A 24,045-nucleotide genomic window follows, 5' to 3' on the forward strand; every position below is an offset into this window, starting at 1 on the left:
GCAAGGTGGCGTGCAGGCATTGAATCCGCGGCACCCGTTTTTTATTTGCGTGAGTCTGGCTCGCTTGAGTAGCGGGCATGAATCATCGGCATGAATCACCGGCATCGACGGGCAGCACAGACCGGGCCGCATCAGGGCAAAGCCATGCCGAGCGCCGGCAGGCTTAACGTACCTTGATCGACGAAACGTGTCGTGCTTGTGAGGCCGCCGGCGAGCTTGCCGCGCAGGATGTACGGAATCTGTCCCGATTGCGTGGCGCTCGCAAAGGCGAAAGCTTGGCGAACCGCGGCGAAGGCGGGCACCGTCAGCGGCACATTGACGACTGTTTCGCCGAATCGCGGCACGGTGCCGCCCTGATCGCTGACACCGCTGGCGAACGGCTTGCCGTTCAGTTCGAGAGAAAGCGACACGCCGTCGAAGTTGACCGCGGATTCATTGGGATTCTGGACGCGCAGTTTGACATTGAAGCGCATCTCAAGTCCCTGACCGTCGACCGGTTCGATGCCGGCGACGTTCACGCGCAAAGGGTCGCCGCCGAATAGGCCGGCGCAGCCGTTGAGCGTCAGCGTGACGACGGCGAGGATCGTGGCCAGACGGGCGTGACGGCGGGACAGCAGTACGCGAAAGAAGGACATGACCGGCACCTCGAAGGAAGCGGGTTGGGTCATGCATTGTAGCGGGCCGTTTTGCGCCAGTAGCGACGTTTCAGGTGGCGCGCTGCAGCCGCGTTTTGATGAGGCTCGTCAGATTGCGCACGGCTTGACTGATGAAACCGTGCCGCTCGTTTTTGGGCCGGCAGGGCTGGACGACGAACACGGCGGATTCCGCACGCGCCGCGCTGATCGACACGACGCCGCGCTGTGGCGCGACATAGCGTTCGCCTTCATGCAGCGTGACCGACGTGACCGGGACGGCGTCTCCCAGCCACGCCAGAGAATGATCGCGGAAGTTGACTTGCCGATCACCTTCGACGGCTACGATCGAGGTTAGGGCGCGCAGATCGTGCACGGCCACCTGACCGGCCGCAACGCGTGAGGTGGCGGCATTGTGGGACAAACCGGCGCGAGGTTGAGTGGTGGGCATGAGCGATTCCTTTAAACCGTTTTCATGCCACACAGCTTATTGAGTCCGTCCACCTGAAAACAGGCGCAACAATGGACAATGTGAACCGGTACAACGTGGGGTTTCGGCGTGCTGTATCGGTTGGAATCAGGCGGATGTGTATGTGTTGCCGCGCGCGAACTGTCCGCACCATCGGATCATGAACTCTTCTACCTTCACACCAGACACACAAGCGGTGTCGTGCACGGAAGCACCGCCGGTGGACCGTTTTTTGAACAACCGACCGGTGGACTTATCGCCCGTGGACGAGCCTTCGGCTAGTCTGTCGTCAAACGCAGCGCCGGTGGACCGGTCCGCGACCCATTTGGCGCCGGAAGCGCCGGCTGTGGATCTGTGCTCGGGCGGCCAACCCGCGGATAGCCGGCCCCTCTACCGCCAACTGGCCGACCAATACCGCCGTGCAATCGATAACGGCGTGCTGCGTCCCGGCGACCGCATGCCGTCGATGCGCGCATTCATGCAGCGGCATGGTGTCAGCCTCGCTACGGCGACCGAGAGCTATCGCACCCTGGAGCGCGCCGCGCTAATCGACGCCCGGCCACGCGCCGGCTATTTCGTGCGTGCCCGTCAAACCGCGGCGCTACCCGCGGCTACCGAGCCCGATCTCGCGGCCGCCCCCGGCGCCGCGCAGTTCGTCGCCATCCATTCGGCGATTTCGGCGATCGTGTCGAAATTCCAGCGCTATCCCGACGCGCTGAATCTCGGTGGTGCGACCGCATCGCCCGATCTTTATCCCACCGACGCCTTGCAGAAGGCCGCACTGCGCGCATTGCGCCGACGGCCGACCTTGCTGACCGCGGCCGGACCCGATCAGGGCGATCCCGAGCTGCGCGCCATCATTGCGCGCCGTGCGCTCGACGTCGGCATCCAGATCGGCGCGGATGACGTGATCATGACCCACGGCGGCATCGAGGCCGTGAACCTGGCCCTGCGCGCGGTCACGAAGCCAGGCGACACGGTCGCGGTGGAATCGCCGTGTTTCTTCGGCTTGTTGCAGGCGCTCGAAAGCCTCGGCCTGCGCGCGCTTGAAATTCCGGCCAGTCCCACCACCGGTCTCGCCATCGAAGCGCTGGCGTTCGCGCTGCAAACGCACCCCGACATCAAGGCGGTGGTGGTCGTGCCGAATCTGCAGAACCCGCTTGGCAGCGTGATGCCCGACGCGAACAAGGCGCGGCTCGTCGAACTGTGCGCGCGAGCCGGCATTCCGCTGATCGAAGACGATCCCTACCGCGAACTTGCCGACACCGCGCAGCCGCCTAAATCGTTGAAGGCCTGGGACATCGATGGCACGGTGATCCATTGCACGTCGTTCAACAAGACGCTCGCGCCCGGCATGCGGATCGGCTGGATCAACGGTGGGCGCTGGCACCCGCGCATCGGCATGCTGAAGTTCGCGCAGTCGCGGCATAACGAGCAGTTGTCACAAGTCGTGCTCGCCGAATTTCTGGAAACGAATGCGTATGAGCGGCATCTACGCCGTCTGCGCGACCGCTTGCGGATTCAACGCGAACGAATGGCCGCAGCGATCGCCGCATCGTTTCCCGACGGGACGCGCTTTACGCCGCCGGGCGGCGGCATGTTTTTCTGGATCGAGTTGCCGCGCGACGTAACGTCGTCTGCATTTTTCGACGCGGCTTTGGATGAAGGTATCCGCGTGATGCCGGGCACGGTGTTTTCGAACGCTGGCCGCTTCGATCATTTCATTCGCCTGAGTTGTCCGAGTACGGATCTCGATCAGGCCGATGATGCCGTGCGCAGGTTGGGGCGTCTGGCGGCACGGATGACGGCACATGCGGCGTGATCTGACTACCCGGACAGCGTGGCGCTTTTACGCATTCGGCCTTATCCGTTCGGCCGGCGCGCGTAGCCTCCGCGCATGCGCGAACGTCGCAGCGGTTATCATTTCCTACTGCGCGCGTGCGCCGTTTCAGTGGACGCAAAGTCCCGGCCTAACGAATTGAATCGAACAAGGTGATCCCGTGATTCGTCATATTGTGATGTGGAAGCTCAAAGAAACCGCGGAGGGCGCCTCGCGTGCCGAGAACGTCCTGAAGCTGAAGGAAAAGCTCGAAGGCTGCCGCGACATCGTCCCTGGCATGCTGACGCTCGAAGTCGGCATCGCGGCACCGGGTCTCGAATCAACCTACGACATCGTGCTCGTGTCGGACTTCACTGACAAAGCCGCGCTCGACGCCTACCAGGTCCATCCGACGCACCTGGCGCTGAAGGGCTTTGTCGGTGCGGTGCGCGAATCGCGTGAATGCGTCGACTACCAAATCTGAAATCAGCAATGACCGATTCATCCTCATCTAAAACGGGCAGCGCTTCGTTGCCCGAAAGCCCGTTCGTCGACCGGCTCGGCGCGCAACTCGTATCGGTTGCCGACGGTGTCAGCGAAGTCGTGCTGCCGCTGCAGCCCGATCACATGAACACGTGGGATGTCGCGCATGGCGGTGTGACGATGACGCTCGCCGACGTCGCGCTCGCGATGGCCGCGCGCAGTCTGGCTGGCGACGGCGTCGGCGTGGTCACCATCGAGATGAAAGTCAACTTCATGCAGCCAGGCCGCGGCGAATTGCGCGCCACCGGCCGCGTGCTGCACCGCTCGACCACCATGGCCTATTGCGAAGGCGAGATCCGCGACAGCGAAGGCCACTTCGTCGCCAAAGCACTCGGCACTTTCAAATACATGCGGCGTCTCGCCGTGGGCCGCGACGTGACGCAACAGCGTCTGCGCAGCGACCCATCGGCGAAGCCCGGTCCAAGCGACGGCTAATCAGCGGATGGACGCGCGCGTGTCGAGAGCCATGCGCGCGAGTTCCTCTTTTGCCGACGCCGTTCGTTCGAATTATTCGCCGATCACATCGGTAACCCATGGAGACGATCGTCATGCCCCAGATCAACCGTCAATTCGTGCTGGCTTCGCGTCCGCAAGGCGCGGTTACGCCCGATAACTTCAAGCTCGTCGAAACTCCGCTCGCGCCGCTCGCCGATGGCGAAATCCGCGTGCGCAATCACTTCCTGTCGCTCGACCCGTACATGCGCGGGCGGATGAACGACAGCAAGTCGTATGCAGCGCCGCAGCCGCTGAACGAAGTGATGATCGGTGGCACGGTGGGCGAAGTGGTGGAGTCGAAGAATCCGAAATTCGCAGTCGGCGATAAGGTCGTCGCGATGTTTGGCTGGCAGGAGTACGGCACCTCGAACGGTGCGGGCGTGCAAAAAGTCGACGATACGCACGTGCCGCTGTCGGCCTATCTCGGCCCGGTCGGGATGCCCGGCGTGACGGCCTGGTATGGTCTGAACAGGATCATCGGGCCGAAGGCGGGCGATACCGTGGTGGTCAGCGCGGCGAGCGGCGCAGTGGGCAGCGTGGTCGGGCAGCTGGCGAAGCTGGCCGGTGCGCGCGCGGTCGGCATCGCGGGCGGCGCGGACAAGTGCCGCTATGTGGTCGAGACGCTCGGCTTCGATGCCTGCGTCGACTACAAGGCCGGCAATCTGTATAAGGACCTCAAAGCCGTGACGCCGGACGGCGTCGATGGCTACTTCGAGAACGTCGGCGGCGAAGTGCTCGACGTGACGCTGGCGCGTATGAACGCGTTCGGCCGCATCGCGTTGTGCGGATTCATCGCAGGCTACGACGGCCAGCCGCTGCCGCTCAAGCATCCGTCGCTGATGCTCACGCAGCGGCTGCTGGTGCAGGGTTTCATCGTCAGCGAGCATATGGACGTGTGGCCCGAAGCACTCAAGCAACTCGGCACGCTGGTCGCGCAGAAGAAGCTGCAATATCGCGAGACCATTGCGCAAGGGCTCGATACAGCGCCCGAGGCGTTCATCGGTCTTCTGAAGGGCAAGAACTTCGGCAAGCAACTCGTCAAGCTGATCTGAGCGCGGCGGCTGTCGAGCCGCGCATGTGCATACGCTAGATGTCGAGGCGGTCCAGCCGATAAACTTATCGGCTGGCGGTTCCCGGCGGACAACGCCGAGCCGCTAAACCCAGGAGAGAAAAGATGTTCGAATTCGCAGGGAAGGTGGCGGTGATCACCGGTGCGGCCAGCGGTTTCGGCCGGGCGTTCGCGGAGAAGGGCGCGTCGCTCGGCATGAAGCTCGTGCTCGCCGACGTGAATCCCGAAGCGCTTCTCCAGACCGTCGACGCATTACGCGTCGGCGGCGCCGAGGCAATCGGCGTGCCGACGGATGTGTCCGACGCCGCCCAGGTCGAAGCGCTCGCGCAAGCGGCGCTCGACGCCTTCGGCAAGGTGCATCTTCTGTTCAATAACGCGGGTGTGGGCTCGGGTGGCTTCCTCTGGGAGAGCTCGGCGAACGACTGGGCGTGGGTGTTCAACGTCAACGTGATGGGCGTCGCGCACGGTGTACGCGCCTTCACGCCGATCATGCTGCGGCAGAACGAACCCGCGCATATCGTCAACACGGCGTCGGTGGCGGGCTTGCTCTCGCCGCCCGCGATGGGCATCTACAACGCCTCGAAGCACGCCGTCGTGTCGTTGACGGAGACGCTCTATCACGATCTGCAACTCGCGCAAGCGGCAAAGCCGGCGGATGGCGGCGAGGTGGGCTGTTCGCTGTTGTGCCCGGCCTTCGTGCCGACCGGCATCGCCGATGCCGAACGCGCGCGGCCCGCGGAACTGCGCAACGATAGCGGGCCGACCCGCTCGCAGATCGCCGCCGGCAAGCAACTGCACCGCGCGGTGCAATCGGGCAAGCTGAGCGCGTCCGACGTCGCCGACATCACGTTCGAAGCGATCGCGGCGCGGCGTTTCTATATCGTTACGCATCCGGGCATCATGGCGACGGTGAAGCTGCGCCACGAGGATATCGAGCAGTTGCGAAATCCGACTGATCCGATGTCGCTGAAACCTGAAGTGAAGAACGCGAGCTAGGGGCGCTCGGCATCATACGGAGCGCTTGCCACCGGTTTGCTTTGCTGTTTGTCCCGATGTTTCTTCCCGCTTTTTTGACCCGCTTTTTTAACCCATTAACGCCCGGCGCCCACGCGCCACCCGACGCTCAATGCCGCTGAATCCGAAGATCGAGCAGGTACTCGACATGATTGCGCGCGCGAAGCGCCCGCAACTTCACGAGTTGACCCCGCAACAGGCGCGCGCGTCCTACGAAAAAAGCGCGCCGATTCTGGAGATCGCGAGCGCATCGATGTTCTCGGTCGAAGACCTGGAAGTGCCGACGCGCGACGGCGCGACGATTCGCGCGCGTCTTTATCAACCTGTCGAGCCGAGTTGGGCCGAGCCTGCGCCGGCGCTGGTGTATTTTCACGGCGGCGGCTTCACGGTCGGCAGTGTCGATACGCACGATGCGGTGTGCCGGATGTTCGCGCGCGATGGTCAGTGCACGGTGCTGTCGGTCGATTACCGGCTCGCGCCCGAGTATAAATTTCCCACCGCCGTTGACGACGCCTTCGATGCGTTGACCTGGCTGCATGCGCATGCCGCGGAATATGGCGTCGATGCAGCGCGGCTGGCCGTGGGCGGCGATAGCGCGGGCGGCACGCTGGCAACGGTGTGCGCGGTGCTGGCACGCGACGCTGGCATCAAGCTCGCGCTGCAATTGTTGATCTATCCGGGCACCACCGGCCATCAGCAAACCGATTCGCACTCGCGCCTCGCCGATGGTTTCCTGCTGTCGGGCGACACGATTCAATGGTTCTTCGAGCAATACGTGCGCGATAAGCGCGACCGCGACGACTGGCGCTTCGCGCCGCTGGACGGCGAGCGCGGCGCACCCGCTTTCAGCAGCCTCGCACCGGCATGGATCGCGACCGCCGAATACGATCCCTTAAGCGACGAAGGCGATGCGTATGCGGAAAAACTCCGCACAGCGGGCAATCAGGTCACGCTGAAACGCTACCCGGGGATGATCCACGAGTTCTTCAAGATGGGCGGCTTCGTGCCCGACGTCGCGCAGGCACATCAGGATGCCGCCGCTGCATTGCGGGCGGCGTTCGGCGCCGAATAATCGCCGCTCCATGTAAAAAGCGCGGATGATCGTGAAGTGATGCCCGGCTGTAAAACGGTGAGGTGGCTGTCAAGCGAATCAGATCGCAAACGGTGAGGCGATCAGCAGGTGATCGTCCGGCGATAAGCGGGCAGTCAGCAGCGTCTCAGGCAATCTCGCGTTCAACGTTGAACGCAAAGCTGCGTTCGAAGTCGCCGGGCCGCACGATCCGGTGCGAGCCATTGTCGTCGCTGCGTTCAGCGGCCGCTACGCTGATCACCTCGCCATGCGCGACCACGCGCACCGCGGTCGTGCCGCGCGTGCCGTATTCCGGCGTTTCGATAAACGCCGCCGACAACGCCCGCTCCCGTTCGAGCGGAATGCCCGTGGACGGCAATTCGTCATCGCGCGCGAGGCGCGGATCGCGCATCAGATCGATCAGGCGTTCGAGCGGCGGCATCGCTTCACGCGTGAGCATGGCGCCCAGTTCCGCGCGCTTTTTGACCAGCTTCGGCCATGCGGTATCGAGCACCGCGTTCGAGATGCCGTGCGTGCCGGGCGCGAGCAGCGAGGGCGCAATGTTCGACCGGTTGCAGTACCAGCCGAGTTCGCGGCGCGTCCAGTCGCCGACGAGCAGATTGAAGCCGTTGTAGATGTCACCGGTTCGTGCGACGTGTTGCAGATAGTCAATCGGTGTTTCGTGCTGGCCGTTGCCCGAGCTACTGAGCCAGTCGCTGACCAGCGTACCTCGCGTCGGCGCATCAGCGCGCATTTCATGCGGCGCGCGGTAATTGGTCAGCGCGGCGAAGCGGCCATCGCGTGACATGCCGAGCCACGTGCCGCCACCCAACAGATCGCGGCCGGCCAGCACGGTCGGCGCGTCATGCCACCAACTGATCGGCTCGGCGGTGCGTCGGAAAAATTCGTCGCGATTCGCGGCGAGTGTGAAGAGCGGTCCGTCGACCGCATCGGGTCGCCAATCGAAGACGATCAGGCACATCGGGGGCGTCTCCCGGTGGGGGCGGTGGAGTTGAAGTAACAAATGCCAGGAAAAAGCGGCGCTTGATTGCGCCGCTCGGGTTCGAAAGCTTAAACCTCAGTCGGCAGCCCATACGGCAACTGCAGGAACGTCAGCGCCGGACCATCCGCCGCGCCCAGATGCACCGATCCGCCTTCCAGTGCCGCTAGCTTGATCTCCACCAGCAGATCGACGCCGCCTTCCGGCGCGGACGCCGCATTCACCACCATCCCGCACGGCTGGCCCGGATCGTCCGAGTGGAACAGTTCCGCACCGGCCTTGACCGTCGCCAGTTCGCCCGCCACGTTCGCGAGCGAGGTGCGCCGCTTGATCGTGCCGCGATACTGGCTGCGCGCCACCACTTCCTGACCCGGATAGCAGCCTTTGCGGAAATTGACCGCGCCGAGCACGTCGAAATTGACCATTTGCGGCACGAACTGCTCGACCACCGGCTGCGTGATGCGCGGTTCGCCCGCACGAATGTCGAGCCAGTCCCATACCGCCGGCGACACGCGCTTGAGCTTTTCATCGAGCAAGGGCAACTGCGGCTCGATCGCGGCCTTTGGGCCGACCCACAGATAGCGCAGCCGGTCGAGCGCGTCCGGAACACGAATCAGCGAACCCGCCGTGCCATCCACCTGGACATGCACACCGTCGGGCAGCGCATCGAACACGCCGGAAAGTGCTTTGCGCACGTCGCCCGCGAGGCCGACTACCGCCAGTTCGCCGCTCGCATCCACGAGCTTGGCCTTGGCGCGCAGAACGAACATGGACAGCCGCTTCTGCACGGCGGCCTGCACGTCTTTCGACACCAGCAGGCGGATCCTGTCGCCCGTGCGCCACGTCAGGAACGACGCCAGCAGGCGGCCCTTGGCCGAGCAGTAGCCCGCGAGGCGCGCATTGGCGGCGTCGAGATGCTGGGTGTCGTTGGTCAACTGGCCGTGCAGGAAGCTCGCCGCATCGTCGCCGGTGACGTCGATCACGCCGAACTGGGTCAGCGGCATGTACGCGCCGTGTTGAATGACGGCGTCGAATTCATCAGCGGCGGGGCGCGGCAAAACCGGAAGTCCGACGGGAGCGGAAGCCTGTGCTGCGGCAGCCGTGCCCGTGTGAGCAACTGCGGGCGCAACTGAAGGAGTGCCTGAAGCGGTAGCGAGCGGTGTGTTCATGGATTCCGAGAACAGTCAATTCTGACTTTAGCTAAGGCAAACAAGTATTATATGAGGTCCAACCCAGCCACGTTTCGCATGTCCCTTCTGAAGAAATGTTTCGTCGCCGGCTCAATCGTCGTTGTGCTGGCCGCAGCCGCAATCGCAGGCGGATATCACTGGGCTACCAGCCCACTCGATTTGACCCCCGCGCAACTCGATGTCACCGTCAAACCGCACAGCAGCTTGCGCAGCGTCACGCTGCAGCTCAACCGTGGCGGCGTGCCGGTCCAGCCTGAACTGTTCGTCATCATGACGCGCTTGCTCGGGCTGCAAGGCAATCTCAAATCCGGCAACTACGAGTTCAAGACAGGCATCACGCCGTACGAAGTGCTGCAAAAAATCGCGCTCGGCGACGTCAATGAATACGTGGCGACCATCATCGAAGGGTGGACTTTCAAGCACATGCGCGCCGAGCTGGACGCCAATCCGGCGCTCAAGCACGACTCGATCGGCATGAGCGACGCTGATCTGATGAACGCGATCGGCGCACCGGAAGCGTCGATCGGCAATGGCGAGGGGCTGTTTTTCCCGGACACCTATCTGTTCGACAAGAACACTAGCGATCTGGATGTCTACCGCCGGGCGTACCGGCTGATGCGCGTGCGTCTCGATGAGGCGTGGACCGCCCGCGCGCCGAACCTGCCGTACAAGACCCCGTACGACGCATTGACGATGGCGTCGATCATCGAAAAGGAAACCGGCAAGCCATCGGACCGGCCGATGGTGGCGGCCGTGTTCGCGAACCGTCTGCGGGTGGGCATGCCGCTGCAAACCGACCCGACCGTGATTTACGGCATGGGCGACAGTTACACCGGCCGCATCAGGAAAAAAGACCTGCAGACCGACACTCCCTACAATACCTACACCCGGATGGGGCTTCCGCCAACACCCATCTCGCTGCCCGGTGTCGCATCGCTGCAGGCCGCGATGAACCCGGCGCAATCCACCGCGCTGTACTTCGTATCGCGCGGCGACGGCAGCAGTATCTTTTCTGACACCCTCGGCGATCACAACAAGGCCGTGGACAAATACATTCGAGGGCAATGATGGCGCGGGGCAAATTCATAACGTTTGAGGGCATCGACGGTGCCGGCAAAACCACCCACCTGGGCTGGTTTCGCGAACGCCTCGAAGAGAAAGTCGCGAGCACCGGCCGCTCGGTCGTGATGACGCGCGAGCCGGGCGGCACGCCGCTCGGCGAACAGATCCGCGAGATCGTGCTGCATCAGAAAATGGACCTCGAAACCGAGGCGCTGCTGATGTTCGCGCTGCGCCGCCAGCATCTGGCCGAAGTGATCGAGCCGGCGCTTGCGCGCGGCGACTGGGTGTTGTCCGACCGTTTCAGCGACGCGACCTTTGCCTACCAGGGTGGCGGCCGCGGTCTGCCGCGCGACAAGCTCGAAACGCTGGAGCGCTGGGTGCAGGGCGGCTTTCAGCCGGAACTGACGGTGCTGTTCGACCTGGCGCCGGAAATCGCCAACGAACGGCGCAGCGCCGCGCGCGATCCGGATCGGTTCGAAAGCGAGTCGGAGGCATTTTTCAACCGCACCCGTGCCGAATATCTGCGCCGCGCGGAAGAAGCACCGTACCGGTTCGCTATCATTGACTCTTCGCAGAGTATTGCGCGCATTCAGAAGCAACTTGAAGAGTTGATCGCAGTGCTTTGATTTTAAAAGAATATAATCCAGAATTATAACAACGGGCGAAGTTCGCTTGAACGCTCATCAAGCGTCGTCAACCGATTGATTTAAAAGAGAAACGATGATTTATCCGTGGCAAGCCGATGACTGGAACCGCCTTCAGCAGTTGCGTGGGCACTGGCCGCACGCCTTGCTGCTTCATGGCCAGGCGGGGATCGGCAAGCTGCGCTTCGCGCAGCACCTGGCGCAAGGGCTTCTGTGCGAGGCCCAGCAGGCCAACGGCGAGCCCTGCGGCGCGTGCGTGGCGTGCAACTGGTTCACGCAGGGCAATCATCCGGACTATCGGATCATCGTGCCTGAAGCGCTGGCCGCCGAAGCCGGTCTCGGTAACGCCGCAGAGGAAAAAGCCGAGAAGGCCGACGGCGACGAAGGCAAGAAGACACGCGCGCCCAGCAAGGAGATCAAGATCGAGCAGATTCGTGGCTTGCTCGATTTCGTCGGCGTCGGCTCGCATCGTGGCGGCGCACGCGTGGTTGTGCTGTATCCCGCCGAGGGGCTGAACATCGCCGCGGCCAACGCGCTCCTGAAAACGCTCGAAGAACCGCCGGCGGGCGTGGTGTTTTTGATGGTGTCGGCGCGCGTCGACCGCCTGCTGCCCACCATCATCAGCCGTTGCCGCCAATGGCCGATGACGATGCCCGCGCCAGAGGTGGCCACGAAGTGGCTCGCCGCGCAAGGCGTCGCCGAAGCGCCCGCGCTGCTCGCCGAAGCCGGCGGCGCGCCGCTCACGGCCCTCGCTCTCGCGAGCGACGAGAACCGCGCGCTGCGTGACTGGACCCTCAAGCAACTGGCCGCCGGTGCCGACTGCGACGCCTTTGCCTGTGGCGAGGCGCTGCAGAAGCTGCCGGTGCCGCTCGTGCTCGGCTGGCTGCAGCGCTGGATGTACGATTTGCTGGCGCAGCGCACGGCCGGCGTGCCGCGCTATTTTCCGCAGGCGTCGACGGCGTTGACGCGCTGTGCATCGCAAGCCGACGCCAGCGCGTTCGCCCGCTTCATGCGGACCGTGACGCGCCAGCGCGCCGTCGAGAACCATCCGCTGAACGCACGGCTGGTGTTCGAAGAACTGTTTATCGGCTATCGCGAGCTGTTCGCGTAAGTCTGTTGATGGCGGACGGTCCGGCCGGGGTAAGCCCGCCTGACTGCGCCGCGCCCACCCCTGCGAGCGTCCGCTGAATCGTCTTCCACCTCACGTCCAAAGCACCATGAGCCTTTCCTACCGCGATGCCACGCTCGACGATCTGCCCGCGATCGTCGCCATCTACAACTCGACCGTGCCGTCGCGGCAAGTCACGGCCGATCTGGAGCCGGTGAGCGTCGAAAGCCGTCTGGCGTGGTTTCACGCACATGGCCCGCAAAAACGCCCCCTGTGGGTGGTCGAAGATCCGCAGCAGGCGGGCCGCGTAATCGCATGGCTGAGCTTCTCCGACTTCTACGGCCGCCCGGCCTATCTGCGGACCGCCGAAGTCAGCATCTATCTGGACGAAAGCGCACGCGGCAAGGGGCTCGGCAAGCAACTGCTGGCGGCATCGCTCGCGGTGGCGCCGGCGCTCGGCATCGACACGGTGCTGGGCTTTATCTTCGGCCACAATGACGCGAGCCTGCGCCTGTTCCGCGGCTTCGGTTTCGACACGTGGGGGTCGCTCCCGCGCGTTGCGGTGCTGGACGGCGTGGAGCGCGATCTGGTGATTCTCGGCAAGCGGCTCGACGCGGCCGCCGCCTGATTTGCAGCCAGATTCACATCAAGCTATTTACCCGCAGGACATCATCATGTTTGTCGATTCGCACTGCCACATCAACTTCGAAGGACTCGCCGACCGCCTGCCGCAGGTGCTCGAGAACATGCGCAGCCATTCGGTGACGCATGCGCTGTGCGTCTCGGTCGACCTGGAGACGCTGCCGTCTGTCCTCGCGATCGCCAGCCAGTACGAGAACGTGTATGCGTCGGTCGGGGTGCATCCGGATCATGAGGATATGCGCGAGCCGAGTCTCGCCGAACTCATTGAGCTGGCTGAGCATCCGAAGGTGGTCGCGATCGGCGAGACCGGCCTCGACTACTACCGCCTGGAAGGCCGCACGATCGCGGATATGGAATGGCAGCGCGAGCGCTTTCGCACTCACATCCGCGCGGCGCACGCCACCAGGAAGCCGCTGATCATCCACACGCGTTCGTCGGCGGAAGACACGCTGCGTATCATGGCCGAGGAGCGCGCGAGCGAGCCGGGCGGCGTGATGCATTGCTTCACCGAGCCGTGGGCGGTGGCCGAGCAGGCGCTGGCGCAGAATTTTTACATTTCGCTGTCGGGCATCGTCACGTTCAAGAGCGCGACCGACGTGCAGGACGTCGCGCGCCGCGTGCCGCTTGAGCGTTTGCTGATCGAAACCGACTCGCCGTACCTCGCGCCGGTGCCGTACCGCGGCAAGCCTAATGAACCTGCGTACGTAAGTTATGTCGGACGCTTCATCGCGCAACAACGCGAGATGCCGGATACGGCGCTGGCCGCCGCGACGACACAAAACTTCTTCCGGCTCTTCAAGATTCCCGCGCCCGTTGGTGTGTGATCGGTAAAGTTAATAAATATCAAATGGATAGGAAAGTTTCCTAAAGTAAAACATGACAAATTATTCGACTTCGACCGCAGCGTTTCAAGAGACTTCAGCGGTGCAAACCGCGCTCGGTTCGGCACGCCGCAGCGCATCGCGCCTTGCGCTGGCCGCCACGCTCGCCTGCGCCGCGCTGACTTCGCTGGTCGCTTCGCCGGTTCAGGCAGCACCGATCGACTCGCTCATCAAGTCGGTCAAATTCGACGACGTCGACGGCGTCAACAAGCTGCTCGCCAAGGGCATGGATCCGAACAGCGTCGACAATCAGGGCTTCCCGCTGCTGGTGATCGCCGCGCGCGAGAAGTCGGACAAGGTGGGTGCCGCGCTGCTCGCCAATCCGAAGACCAACATCGAGATCCAGGACAAGGCCGGCGAGAACGCGATGATGATGGCCGCGCTGAACGGCGATCTTGACTTCGTCAACCTGCTGATCGCGAAAGACGCCGAAGTCAACAAGAAGGGCTGGGCGCCACTGCACTACGCGGCCGCGAACGGCCACGACGATATCGTCAAGGTGCTGCTCGACCATTCGGCCTATGTCGACACCGGCTCGCCGAACGGCACCACGCCGCTGATGATGGCCGCACGTGGCGGTCATGTGTCGACGGTGAAGCTTCTGCTCGACAACGGCGCGGACCTCACGGTGAAGAACCAGATCGGCCTGACCGCGCTCGATTTCGCGAAGACCTACAAGGAGCCGGACGTGGTCGAAGGACTCACTGCGCGCCTGCAGCAGATGCAACAGAAGTGATCTGTGTGAAAAACCGGTGCGCCGGCCGCCGGAGCGCCGGCCGCCGGGATGCCAGCCGCCGGAGCACCGGGCCGCACAAATTTGCCTGAAGATAGCGGCTGCTGGCATGCCTGCCGCTTCGCAAAACAGTGCAGAATGGCGACTTGGCGTGCTACGAGGCGCGCCGGTTCGATGCGGCGCAAGACCGCCTGATAAACGACCCTGGAAAGGAACACCATGCTGCGGGCTTTGATTTTCGCCAGCGCGCTTGCCGTACCGCTAACGGCAGCCGCGTTTACGGGAGGCGACCTCAACAAGCTGTGCACGAAAACCGATGTGGCATCGCGTAGCGCGTGTGCCGCCTATATCGAAGGCGCCGCGGACGGCATCTTCAACACGATTGACGCGATCGGCGGCACCACCGGGCCGCGCGTCGGCCAGTACTACTGCCTGCCACCTGACGCGCGTTCGGCGCAACTCACCGACGCGGTACGCAAGTACATCGCTGAAAATCCGATCGTCGCGGGCTATAACGCCAGTACGGCGATCTCGCTGGGGCTCGGCAAGGCATTTCCTTGCAAGAGCGGCAACTGATCGCGTAGTTGGTTTGAAATTTGACATGATTCGCGGCTGAAGTCTGTGCCGCGTGCCTGCTTTCATGCCGGCTCAAAGCCGGCCGCCCACGCCTGGAAGCCGCCAACCCTCGACGATCTCCGTCGTATCGCCGAAGCCTCACTCCATTTCAGATGGCAGTGATGCGCCAGTCAGGGGCAACTGACCGGGCACTACAGCAGTCGAACCGTCCATCTACGCCACGAACCCGACGCGGTTTCGTCTGCCCGGCCGGCCTCACCGGCTAGCTTTCGCTTTAGCGTTGTCGTGCGGAAGCCGGCGAAGTGTTCTACGGCACATCGTCCGCGTCGCGCGAATCAAGGAGGACTACCAACATGGGTCGACTGATCGTCGTGTCGAATCGCGTCGCAACGCCGACGGAAACCAAGGGGTCGGCGGGTGGCCTCGCGGTCGGCGTATTCGGCGCGCTGAAGGATGCGGGAGGCGTGTGGTTCGGCTGGAGCGGCGACGTGGTGAGCGAGACCGTCGCCAACGCCGGTCCGACGCTGGAGCAGGACGGCGCGGTGACCTTCGCGACCGTCGGCCTCACGCGCAAGGATTATGACCAGTACTACCGCGGCTTTTCAAACGCGACGCTATGGCCGGTATTCCACTACCGCAACGACCTCGCGCGCTACGAGCGCGACGAGTATGCGGGCTACCGGCGTGTCAACGCATGGCTCGCGCACAAGCTGATCAAGCTGCTCGAACCCGACGACGTGATCTGGATTCACGACTACCATCTGATCCCGTTCGCCGAAGCGCTGCGCTCCGAAGGCATCACGAACCGCATCGGTTTCTTCCTGCACATTCCGTTTCCCGCGCCGCAGATTCTGCTCAACATTCCGCCGCACGAAGAGTTAGTGAAATCGCTGTCGTGCTATGACCTGCTGGGCTTCCAGACCGCGACCGATGAACTCGCGTTCCACGACTACGTGACGCGCCACGCGCGCGGCACCGTGAGCGAGGGCAATCACGTCGAAGCCTTCGGCCGCAAGCTGCGCACGGGCGTCTATCGGATCGGCGTGTTCCCCGATGAAATCGCCGAACAGGCCAAGCGCTACGAAAGCCGCCAGCACGTGCTCGACCTGAAGCAGAGTCTGGAGGGCCGCAAGCTGATCATGAGCGTCGACCGGCTCGATTATTCGAAGGGGCTCGTTGAACGTTTTCGCGCCTTCGAGCAGTTGCTGGAACGCTCGCCCGAATGGCGCGGCAACGTCACGCTGGTGCAGATCGCGCCGCCGACCCGTTCGGACGTCGCCACCTATCAGAAGATCCGTCAGGATCTCGAATACGAAGCGGGGCGCATCAACGGCCGTTATTCGGGCCTCGACTACACGCCGATCCGCTATCTGAATCAGCAGTACGACCGCTGGAAGCTGATGTCGCTGTTTCGCGAGTCGCAGATCGGCTTTGTCACGCCGTTGCATGACGGTATGAACCTGGTCGCGAAGGAGTATGTCGCGGCGCAAAATCCCGACGATCCGGGCGTGCTAGTGTTGTCGATTTTCGCGGGCGCCGCCGCGGAGTTGACCGGCGCGCTGCTGGTCAATCCACACGATGCGATTGGCATGTGCGAAGCCTTGCAGCGCGCGTTGCAAATGCCGCTCGATGCGCGCCAGCGACGTCACGAGATCAACATGGCGGCGCTGCGCAAGAACGATCTCGGTGTGTGGCGCGATACCTTCCTGAACGATTTGCGCAGCGTCCCCATGCAGAAGCCGGGCAAAGGCGGCGGGCATAACTAATGATAATGATGCGTTTGAACGAAGTTGTTTTACTGAGGGTTCGACAGCGCGCGCCGGTTCGAAAGGTGGCCGCGTGCTGAGGACGCTGGCCATCGCGGGGTATCGGTCGCTGCGCGAGTTGATCGTGCCGCTCGGGCAATTGAATGTCATCACGGGTGCGAATGGCAGCGGGAAATCGAGCGTCTATCGCTCGCTGCGTTTGCTGGCTGAGACCGCGCGCGGCGGCGTGATTACGTCGCTCGCGCGTGCAGGCGGATTGCAATCCACGTTGTGGGCCGGGCCTGAACGGTTCTCGCGCGCGGTGCTGGCCGGCGAATTGCCAGTCGAGGGCACGCGCCGCAAAGAGCCGGTGAGTTTGCGGCTGGGGTTTTCCGGCGATCAGTTCGGTTATGCGATCGATCTCGGGTAGCCACAATCTGAAAAGCCGCCGAGCAAGTTCCAACTGGATCCGATGATCAAACGCGAGTGCATCTGGAGCGGACCTGTATTGCGGCCCGCCGCGTTGCTGGTCGACCGTCGCGGCCCGGCGATCTACACGCGCGATGACGACGGTCGTGACTGGCAAGCCATCCCCCAGCCCGTCGCCAGCTTCGACAGCATGATGACGGAGTTCTCCGACCCACGGACCGCCCCTGAGATGATCACGGTGCGCGAGCAGATTCGCTCGTGGCGCTTCTACGACCACTTCCGCACCGATGCCGAAGCGGCCGCGCGTCTGTCACAAATCGGTACGCACACACCAGTGCTTTCGAACGACGGCGCGGACCTCGCCGCGGCCATGCAAACCATTCGCGAGATCGGCGACCCGGTTGCGCTCGATGTCGCCATCGACGACGCCTTCCCGGGTTCGCGCCTCGACATCGCAACTCAGGACGGCCGCTTCGAGGTGTCGATGCAGCAACACGGCCTGCTGCGGCCGCTGAAGGGCGCGGAACTGTCGGACGGCACCTTGCGTTACCTGTTGCTGGTAGCCGCGCTGTTGACGCCGCGTCCGCCCGCGCTGCTGGTGCTGAACGAACCGGAGACGAGCTTGCATCCGGATCTGCTGCCGGCGCTGGCGCGCCTGATCGCACGGGCCTCCGCGCATTCCCAGGTGCTGGTGGTGTCGCACGCAGCGCGTCTGATCGCGGCGCTCGAACGGGAGGACGGCAGCCAGTCGATCGTGCTCGAAAAGCACTTCGGCGCTACGCGCATCGCCGATGCGGACGATCGCGACCTGCCGGCCTGGAAATGGCCGGCGCGATAGTGGCGGACGGGCGAATAATGAGCGCCAGCGGATGTAATCTGAATGTAACATTGCACTGGAATTGCAAAGCCAAGGGCTTTTTGTTGCGCCCTGATGAATAATGCTTTGATGCGGATGGTGCAAGCGGACGCCCGGCGTTCACTGCATTGATGGAGAAGGCCAGGTGCTGCCCTACACAGCGCCGCTGACGTGCACCGCCATCGGCGCTAGCCGTCAGTTCACGGAGACAAAATATGAAAATTGCGCAGATCGCCCCCTTGACCGAATCGGTGCCGCCGAAGCTATACGGCGGCACGGAGCGCGTCGTGTCTTATATCACCGAGGCGCTGGTTGAACTCGGCCATGACGTGACGCTGTTCGCGAGCGGCGACTCCGTCACCAGTGCAAAGCTCGAACCCGTCTGGCCGCGCGCGCTGCGTCTGGACCCGGGTATCCGCGACCGCATCGCGCCCCATATGCTGCTGATGGAACTGGTGCGCCGCCAGGCCGAGAACTTCGACGTGCTGCATTTTCACCTCGACTATTACTCGTTTTCGGTCTTTAAGCGCCAGGAGACCCCCTTCGTCACTACGATGCATGGCCGCCTCGATCTGCCCGAGCAACAGCCGGTGTTCGACACCTTCAATACCGCGCCGGTGATTTCGATCTCGAATTCACAGCGTCATCCGTTGCCGCAGGCCAAGTGGCTCACCACCGTCTATCACGGTCTGCCGGAGCAGCTCTACACGCCGCAGCCGGTCGAGCAGAAGTACCTCGCGTTTCTCGGCCGTATCTCGCCGGAAAAACGGGTCGATACCGCGATCCGGATTGCCGGGCGCTGCGGGATGCCGATTCGCATCGCCGCGAAAGTGGATGCCGCCGACCGCGAATACTTTGAGCGCGAGATCCGGCCGTTGCTGGACCTGCCGCATGTCGAGTTCATCGGCGAGATCACGGATAACCAGAAGGCCGAGTTTCTATCGGGCGCGCATGCACTGCTTTTCCCGATCGACTGGCCGGAGCCGTTCGGCCTGGTGATGATCGAAGCGATGGCGTGCGGCACGCCGGTGATCGCGTTTAACCGCGGCTCGGTGCCGGAAGTGCTGGACGACGGTGTGACAGGCTTTATCGTCGAAGACGAGATCGGCGCGGTGGCGGCGGTCAACCGCCTGCACAAGGTGCCGCGGGCGGGTGTGCGGCAACGCTTCGAGGAGCGGTTCACGTCGCACCGGATGGCGCAGCAGTATGTGGATGCGTATCAGTCGGTGATTCGCGCGCAGAAGCGTTCGCGCTTCAAGGTGATCGATACGTCGGGAGGCTGAGGGCAGTAGCGCGGGCTCACACGGCAGCTTGAAAAAGAACGGCGATGGGCCATACGCATCGCCGTTTTTTATTGCCGCTGCCTTCAGGGCCCACGCACGAATAGTGCGCTTAGATCTTCAGGCGCGAGACCTTGGTGCCCTGCAGCGAGATATCGGCCATCAGACCGGTATTGGTCAGCACGAATACTTCGACCGGGGCCGTCGCCGTGGTGGTGTCGATCGCACCGTTGGCGCCCATCTTCACCAGCGCGACGGAGGCGTCACCGCCCGCCGACCAACCGTCGGCATTGCGGAATGTGTCGAGCGAGTCCTGTGTCATGAACAGGAAGATAATGGCCTTCGACTGCGCGCCTGCTGTCAGGCCGAGCGAACCGGAAATCGTGCTGTAGTAACCCACCGAGCTGCCGCCTACGCGCAGCGCACCTTCGCCATACTGGCCGCCGACGATGAAGCCCGCTTGCAGTACCGACGGGAACACCAGTACGCCGCGTGCCTTGGATACGAGTTCGCGCGAACCCTTCACGGTCGTGAACAGGCGCGACATGGTGCCGTCGACACTGGCGTCGATCGACTGACGTTTGGATGCATCAGTGGAGGGCGTGCTCGGGGTGTTGCCGTTGGTCGTACAACCAGCGAGTGCAAGGCCTCCGAAAGCGAGCGCAGCGGTAGTCTTCAGCATGAAGTTTCGTCTTTGCATCGTTTCTCTCCATCATGGTTCCTGGGCACAACCTCATAGGGTGTTGCCGGGTTGCCTTTCAGTTATATCACACGCAAGCGTAAAGGGCGCACTTCGCCGTTCGGCGAAAAGCCTTGTGTGGCGGGGGTTTGCGACTCATCGTAAGGCGCGGCGATGTAATTTTGACCGACCGCAGGAGAGCGTTGAAAGACGCTGGAACCGTACGCTCGAATGGGCTCTTGATGAACCGTGCCGGGCAGGGACCGGCTAGTCGGCGGCTGAGCTGAAATCGTATCGGGTGCCCGTTTTTACCGATTTTTCGCGTTCACGATTCTTGTCGAAGTCGAACCGGAAGTGTTGCGTGGGCGCTGTACCGCATCCTCACCCATGGTTCGCCGGACTTTTGACCGGCGGGCGCCGCAGCGCACGGCGAATCATGCCGATCAACACGCCAATCAGGAACAGCGTGACGGCCGGCACGATCCAGTAGCCGACGAACGCGTGCCAGAGGTAGGCCATGAGCGTAGAGCGCCGCACGCTGTATTCATTGCGGGCGTCCTGCTGGCGCGGCGCATTGGCGGCAAGTACATCGGCCGGGCAGCCGGCGGCTTGCGCCTCGTCGGGCTTGCCATGGCAATGCGCGGGCGCACCGGCGGCACGTTGTGCGTCGGTGAAATTCCAGGTGGTCAGCTCGCGGTCGAGGTCGACGGCGTTATACGCCATTTCCTCCCGGATCTCGCTGACTGCAACGATTGCCACGGGCACGGCCCAGAATATGATGACGACCAGCCACCGCCTTAACCAGCGGTTTTTATGTTTCGTTACCATCCTTGCCTCCAATCGATGCTCTGCAGCACCAACGACAAGATGGCGGCCCGTCTAATGTTGTGTATGAGGGTGGGCCGTCTCCGCAGCCATCATAGAAGAAAAACGACGCGTTCGCGCGGATGGACTGCGAAGGGATGTGTCGCGCGAGGGCGGTTGCCGGGGAAATGAGCTGCCGGGGAGAGCGGGAATAAGCGCGGTAGTAAGCGCAGGCGTGGGGACAGGAGAAAGGTAGCAGCCGCGCCGGAAAATGGCGCGGCCCTGTTCGAACAAAACGCGGCTCAACGCGCGGCGTGTGGGCCGCGCCGATTGCCTCGCGTTTAGTTAGCCGGTGCGGACGACAGGCAGGTCTTCATGAAGGCCTTTCGGTCGTCGCCTTTCTTGCCGGTGGCTTGCGTGTTGCACGCTTTCATCTTGTCCTGCTGGCTCATCGGTGCGGCGGCGGCCGGCGTGGCCGACAGACAGGTCTTCATGAAGGCCTTGCGGTCGTCGCCTTTCTTGTCGCCGGCCTGCTTGTTACAGTCGGCCATTTTCGTTTGCTGGCTGTTCTGTGCGAATACCGGCGAAACGAGGACCGCGCCCAGCACCAGCGTAGCGATAGCGGATTGGATTTTCATGTGACACTCCATCGGTGGTGAAAACGTTTTTAGTCGTTCATGCGTGCGGGCGTCAACGGCGTCCAGGACCCCTCGGCATGTCCATTATGGCAAATGCTGTCTGCCAGAACGGACAAATGAGCATTGTGGTTGACAGGCGCTCACGCTGGTTTTCCCCTACGGGGCGGGGGAGAGCGGCGCTCCGATGAATAAAACGGCTGAATCGCAGCAGCACAAAAATTCGTTATGCAATCCAGATCAATTGGTGAGGCGCATGCAATTGAATTAGCTTGCCGTTATTTCATATGGACGATCAAATTCTAACTATTCGATCTGCATTGCTGCAGGTGCAAATGAATGGAAAATTGACGGAAAATCCCGTTGACGATCATATGGGAAATATTGACCTGAATTCTTGCGCCGGTGCGCCGCCCGCCGTCTCTGTCACGCAAGCCGAAGGAGGCTCGCCATGCACTACCTGTTGATGTATGACCTCGTGCCGGATTACCTCGAACGGCGCGGCGCGTATCGCGACGCGCATCTGAAACTCGCCTGGGCGGCAGCGGAGCGCGGGGAATTGCAACTGGCTGGGGCGTTGACCGAGCCCGTGGACACTGCCGTGCTGCTCTTCGAAGGCGACTCTCCCGCAGCCGCCGAAGCCTTTGCCAAGGCCGATCCGTACGTCCTTGCCGGGCTCGTGGCGCGCTGGCGCGTACGCCAATGGATGACCGTGGTGGGTGAGAGCGCGGCAAAACCCGTGCGTTAGAAGCGAGCCCATCCGCCACGCTTCTCCGGCGTCGAGAGGAATGCGAACCGCATACGCAAGCGCTGCGTTCGCTCGCGCGACAATTGTGCCGCGATGTCGGTCAGGTGCTGTCCACTCACCGTGTCCACGCACTTCGCTGACAGGCAAAAATTACGTTCAAAACGCATCGAAATGCATTGTGGATCGAGCGCTGGCTTCGTAAATTCTATTCGCCGGCCTTACCGAGCCATTGTGCTGTGCAATAGCGTCTTTCGCCGCCGAAACCGACAGCAGTTCTGTTACGGCAATGAGTGAAACGACGCAGCACAAAGGACAAGATTGTTTCCATCCGTAACACTTGTCTCAGCCATATTCACGCAAACCCTGGTGATGGTATGCTTCGTGCACTAATTCTCCCATGCACGAGTGAGACCACGTTTTGTGCTTCGCAATAGGGACAAACCGCACTGAGCCAGTGCGACATTGGCCCAGCAAACAGAACGTACAAAACATATTTGTGCAACCGCGGGCTGCACACGGATCGTGAAAGTTGAATCCGTGGCCGTCCAACGCCGCGGCCCGGCCAGGCCGCGTGGAGAAAACCCAATGTTTTTCGATGAGCTAAGCAATGACGAATGGGCGCTGCTAGCAGCGCTTGTTTCTGATGAGCCGGCCGTCCGTCTGAACCGACGCGGCCGGCCCCGCGCCGAACCGCGCATCGTGGCGAATGCCGTCCTGTGGATTCTGACAACGGGCGAGCCGTGGTCGAAGCTGCCGGGCCGCTATCCGTCGGGTCCGACCTGCCGGCGCCGTTTTGAAGAATGGCAGTTGAACGGCACCCTCCTCGAGATGGTTCGGCTGTTGTCGCACGCCACCGGGCGTACCTTCGCGTACATCCCGCAACCGGCGCCGCCCGTCGCGGTCAAACCGGCGGCACCGGTAGCCGAAAGCCCCAACGTGCGCGACGAAAGTCTGCGTGGCGTGTCGTGGAAGAGCCCCGAGTCGTGGCAGGCGCCCGGCGTGTCGAGCCGCCTGAGCAACTGGCGTTCGGCCGATCCGATGGCCGATATCACGCGCCAGTTGTCCGGGCTGACGAATGTGCCGCCGGTGTCGCGCGCACCCTCGGCACCTTCTGCATCCACGTCACTTGCAGCACGGCCCGCCATGCGCGCTGATTTGCACTGCATGGACGAGGCAGGGGCGGTGGGTGCGGCCATGCACGATCTGGATTCGGCTATCGCATCGGCGCGCCGCACGCACGAGCTTGACGATCAGCGCAACTCGCTGTCGATGAGCCTCGCGCCACGCGGCACGCAGGTCGCCGACCGACGCGGGTATGTGATCTATGTGGCGGCGGAGCAGGTGCCCAACGCCATGTATCGCGCGTGGGCGGAAATTATGAAGGACGGCAAACGCGTCGAGCGTTCCGGCCTCGTCGGCCCGCGCTTTGTCGAGGCTGACGCGGCGGAGCAGTACGCGCTCGAATGGGCGCGGCAGTGGATCGACCGTGAATGCCGCACGCAGGCTGCAGCCAACGCCGCACCGGCCGTCAACGCGGCCGCGGCGGTGGCGCGTCCGTTACCGGCGGTTCGTCATGTGCCGGAGCCCGTCACGGTGAATCATGGGGGGCCTCACGGGGGGGCTTTGCACGGTCCGCTCAATGCGTTCCGTGGACCGCTGCGCCGTTACCCCAGCGAACCGGCCGCACCCGCGAGCGAAAGCAGTGCATCAGATCGTTTCCCATCATACCCAGAACTCATCTCCCATGCGGGATGAGCGCGGCGGCTAGCAAGGCTGTAAGTGCGGCCGCTAGCACGGCAGTAAGCACGGCAGCTAGCACAGCAACACCCCGCGGCCGGCAGGAGCACCCGCCGCAGGTTCCCGCTTCATCCGTTGTGAATCATAGGTGTTACCTGATTGACGCTAATTGATGTTGCCTGGGCG

Annotated in this window: 24 protein-coding genes and 1 pseudogene; 18 read left to right on the forward strand and 7 right to left on the reverse strand. The window is 63.0% G+C overall.

The genetic code is table 11. The annotated features are described in order from the left end of the window. Positions 1-131 precede the first annotated feature (131 nt). Positions 132-635 (reverse strand): LEA type 2 family protein, encoded by a 504-nt coding sequence (locus GNZ12_RS09700; protein ID WP_172310136.1) that lies wholly within the window; start codon positions 633-635, stop codon positions 132-134. A gap of 70 nt (positions 636-705) precedes the next feature. Continuing rightward, a complete protein-coding gene (locus GNZ12_RS09705; protein ID WP_172310137.1) occupies positions 706-1,083 on the reverse strand; it encodes a hypothetical protein in 378 nt (125 codons plus the stop codon). 178 nt (positions 1,084-1,261) lie between these two features. On the opposite strand from GNZ12_RS09705, the gene GNZ12_RS09710 reads away from it, so the two are divergent. From GNZ12_RS09710 to GNZ12_RS09735, 6 genes are all read left to right on the forward strand, one after another. Further along, the gene (locus tag GNZ12_RS09710) at positions 1,262-2,923 is read left to right on the forward strand and encodes an aminotransferase-like domain-containing protein (protein ID WP_235993667.1); all 1,662 of its coding nucleotides are present in this window, start codon (positions 1,262-1,264) and stop codon (positions 2,921-2,923) included. 178 nt (positions 2,924-3,101) lie between these two features. Next, positions 3,102-3,404: a Dabb family protein gene (locus tag GNZ12_RS09715; protein ID WP_172310138.1), complete on the forward strand. Its 303-nt coding sequence runs from the start codon at positions 3,102-3,104 to the stop codon at positions 3,402-3,404. Between the two features lie 8 nt (positions 3,405-3,412). After that, on the forward strand, positions 3,413-3,898 hold the full coding sequence (locus GNZ12_RS09720) for a PaaI family thioesterase (protein ID WP_172310139.1): 486 nt from the start codon (positions 3,413-3,415) through the stop codon (positions 3,896-3,898). Positions 3,899-4,011: 113 nt separating this feature from the next. After that, on the forward strand, positions 4,012-5,010 hold the full coding sequence (locus tag GNZ12_RS09725; RefSeq protein ID WP_172310140.1) for an NADP-dependent oxidoreductase: 999 nt from the start codon (positions 4,012-4,014) through the stop codon (positions 5,008-5,010). A 122-nt stretch (positions 5,011-5,132) separates the two neighbouring features. Continuing rightward, positions 5,133-6,023 carry an SDR family oxidoreductase gene (locus GNZ12_RS09730; protein WP_172310141.1) on the forward strand — a complete coding sequence of 297 codons (891 nt, stop codon included), beginning with the start codon at positions 5,133-5,135 and terminating at the stop codon, positions 6,021-6,023. 130 nt (positions 6,024-6,153) lie between these two features. Continuing rightward, entirely contained in the window at positions 6,154-7,113 is a 960-nt protein-coding gene (locus tag GNZ12_RS09735; RefSeq protein WP_172310142.1) for an alpha/beta hydrolase, read from the forward strand. A 145-nt stretch (positions 7,114-7,258) separates the two neighbouring features. Here GNZ12_RS09735 and GNZ12_RS09740 read toward each other — a convergent pair whose 3' ends face one another. Next, positions 7,259-8,092, reverse strand: coding sequence for an NRDE family protein (locus GNZ12_RS09740; RefSeq protein ID WP_172310143.1), 834 nt, complete (start codon positions 8,090-8,092; stop codon positions 7,259-7,261). Between the two features lie 89 nt (positions 8,093-8,181). Next, positions 8,182-9,279 carry a CAF17-like 4Fe-4S cluster assembly/insertion protein YgfZ gene (ygfZ, locus tag GNZ12_RS09745; protein ID WP_172310144.1) on the reverse strand — a complete coding sequence of 366 codons (1,098 nt, stop codon included), beginning with the start codon at positions 9,277-9,279 and terminating at the stop codon, positions 8,182-8,184. A gap of 78 nt (positions 9,280-9,357) precedes the next feature. Between ygfZ and mltG the strand changes: the two genes are divergently transcribed. The 10 genes and pseudogenes from mltG (at position 9,358) to GNZ12_RS09795 (ending at position 19,259) form a co-directional block, all read left to right on the forward strand. Then, entirely contained in the window at positions 9,358-10,368 is a 1,011-nt protein-coding gene (mltG, locus tag GNZ12_RS09750; protein ID WP_172310145.1) for an endolytic transglycosylase MltG, read from the forward strand. Next, positions 10,368-10,988, forward strand: coding sequence for a dTMP kinase (tmk, locus tag GNZ12_RS09755; RefSeq protein ID WP_172310146.1), 621 nt, complete (start codon positions 10,368-10,370; stop codon positions 10,986-10,988). The genes mltG and tmk overlap by 1 nt, the downstream gene beginning before the upstream one ends. A 94-nt stretch (positions 10,989-11,082) precedes the next feature. Then, positions 11,083-12,117, forward strand: a complete 1,035-nt coding sequence (locus GNZ12_RS09760) for a DNA polymerase III subunit delta' (protein WP_172310147.1) — start codon at positions 11,083-11,085, stop codon at positions 12,115-12,117. A gap of 106 nt (positions 12,118-12,223) precedes the next feature. Further along, the gene (locus GNZ12_RS09765; RefSeq protein ID WP_172310148.1) at positions 12,224-12,742 is read left to right on the forward strand and encodes a GNAT family N-acetyltransferase; all 519 of its coding nucleotides are present in this window, start codon (positions 12,224-12,226) and stop codon (positions 12,740-12,742) included. Positions 12,743-12,788: 46 nt separating this feature from the next. Continuing rightward, positions 12,789-13,580: a TatD family hydrolase gene (locus tag GNZ12_RS09770; protein ID WP_172310149.1), complete on the forward strand. Its 792-nt coding sequence runs from the start codon at positions 12,789-12,791 to the stop codon at positions 13,578-13,580. A 52-nt stretch (positions 13,581-13,632) separates the two neighbouring features. Next, entirely contained in the window at positions 13,633-14,373 is a 741-nt protein-coding gene (locus GNZ12_RS09775; RefSeq protein ID WP_172310150.1) for an ankyrin repeat domain-containing protein, read from the forward strand. 216 nt (positions 14,374-14,589) lie between these two features. Further along, positions 14,590-14,946, forward strand: a complete 357-nt coding sequence (locus tag GNZ12_RS09780; protein ID WP_172310151.1) for a Rap1a/Tai family immunity protein — start codon at positions 14,590-14,592, stop codon at positions 14,944-14,946. A gap of 353 nt (positions 14,947-15,299) precedes the next feature. Then, positions 15,300-16,712 carry an alpha,alpha-trehalose-phosphate synthase (UDP-forming) gene (otsA, locus tag GNZ12_RS09785; protein WP_172310152.1) on the forward strand — a complete coding sequence of 471 codons (1,413 nt, stop codon included), beginning with the start codon at positions 15,300-15,302 and terminating at the stop codon, positions 16,710-16,712. A gap of 73 nt (positions 16,713-16,785) precedes the next feature. Next, positions 16,786-17,958 (forward strand): annotated as a pseudogene (locus tag GNZ12_RS09790) (AAA family ATPase). Between the two features lie 233 nt (positions 17,959-18,191). Next, positions 18,192-19,259, forward strand: a complete 1,068-nt coding sequence (locus tag GNZ12_RS09795) for a glycosyltransferase family 4 protein (RefSeq protein ID WP_172310153.1) — start codon at positions 18,192-18,194, stop codon at positions 19,257-19,259. Positions 19,260-19,368: 109 nt separating this feature from the next. Here the strand turns inward: GNZ12_RS09795 and GNZ12_RS09800 are convergent, their stop codons facing one another. The 3 genes from GNZ12_RS09800 to GNZ12_RS09810 form a co-directional block, all read right to left on the reverse strand. After that, the gene (locus GNZ12_RS09800) at positions 19,369-19,956 is read right to left on the reverse strand and encodes a BPSL1445 family SYLF domain-containing lipoprotein (protein WP_172310154.1); all 588 of its coding nucleotides are present in this window, start codon (positions 19,954-19,956) and stop codon (positions 19,369-19,371) included. Between the two features lie 360 nt (positions 19,957-20,316). Next, a complete protein-coding gene (locus GNZ12_RS09805; protein WP_172310155.1) occupies positions 20,317-20,763 on the reverse strand; it encodes a hypothetical protein in 447 nt (148 codons plus the stop codon). 317 nt (positions 20,764-21,080) lie between these two features. Next, on the reverse strand, positions 21,081-21,377 hold the full coding sequence (locus tag GNZ12_RS09810) for a PsiF family protein (RefSeq protein WP_172310156.1): 297 nt from the start codon (positions 21,375-21,377) through the stop codon (positions 21,081-21,083). Positions 21,378-21,825: 448 nt separating this feature from the next. Between GNZ12_RS09810 and GNZ12_RS09815 the strand changes: the two genes are divergently transcribed. Continuing rightward, on the forward strand, positions 21,826-22,122 hold the full coding sequence (locus tag GNZ12_RS09815; protein WP_172310157.1) for a YciI-like protein: 297 nt from the start codon (positions 21,826-21,828) through the stop codon (positions 22,120-22,122). A 585-nt stretch (positions 22,123-22,707) separates the two neighbouring features. Next, on the forward strand, positions 22,708-23,877 hold the full coding sequence (locus GNZ12_RS09820; protein WP_172310158.1) for a transposase: 1,170 nt from the start codon (positions 22,708-22,710) through the stop codon (positions 23,875-23,877). Positions 23,878-24,045 lie beyond the last annotated feature (168 nt).

The sequence above is a fragment of the Paraburkholderia solitsugae genome, from assembly GCF_013177695.1.
Lineage (GTDB): Bacteria > Pseudomonadota > Gammaproteobacteria > Burkholderiales > Burkholderiaceae > Paraburkholderia > Paraburkholderia solitsugae.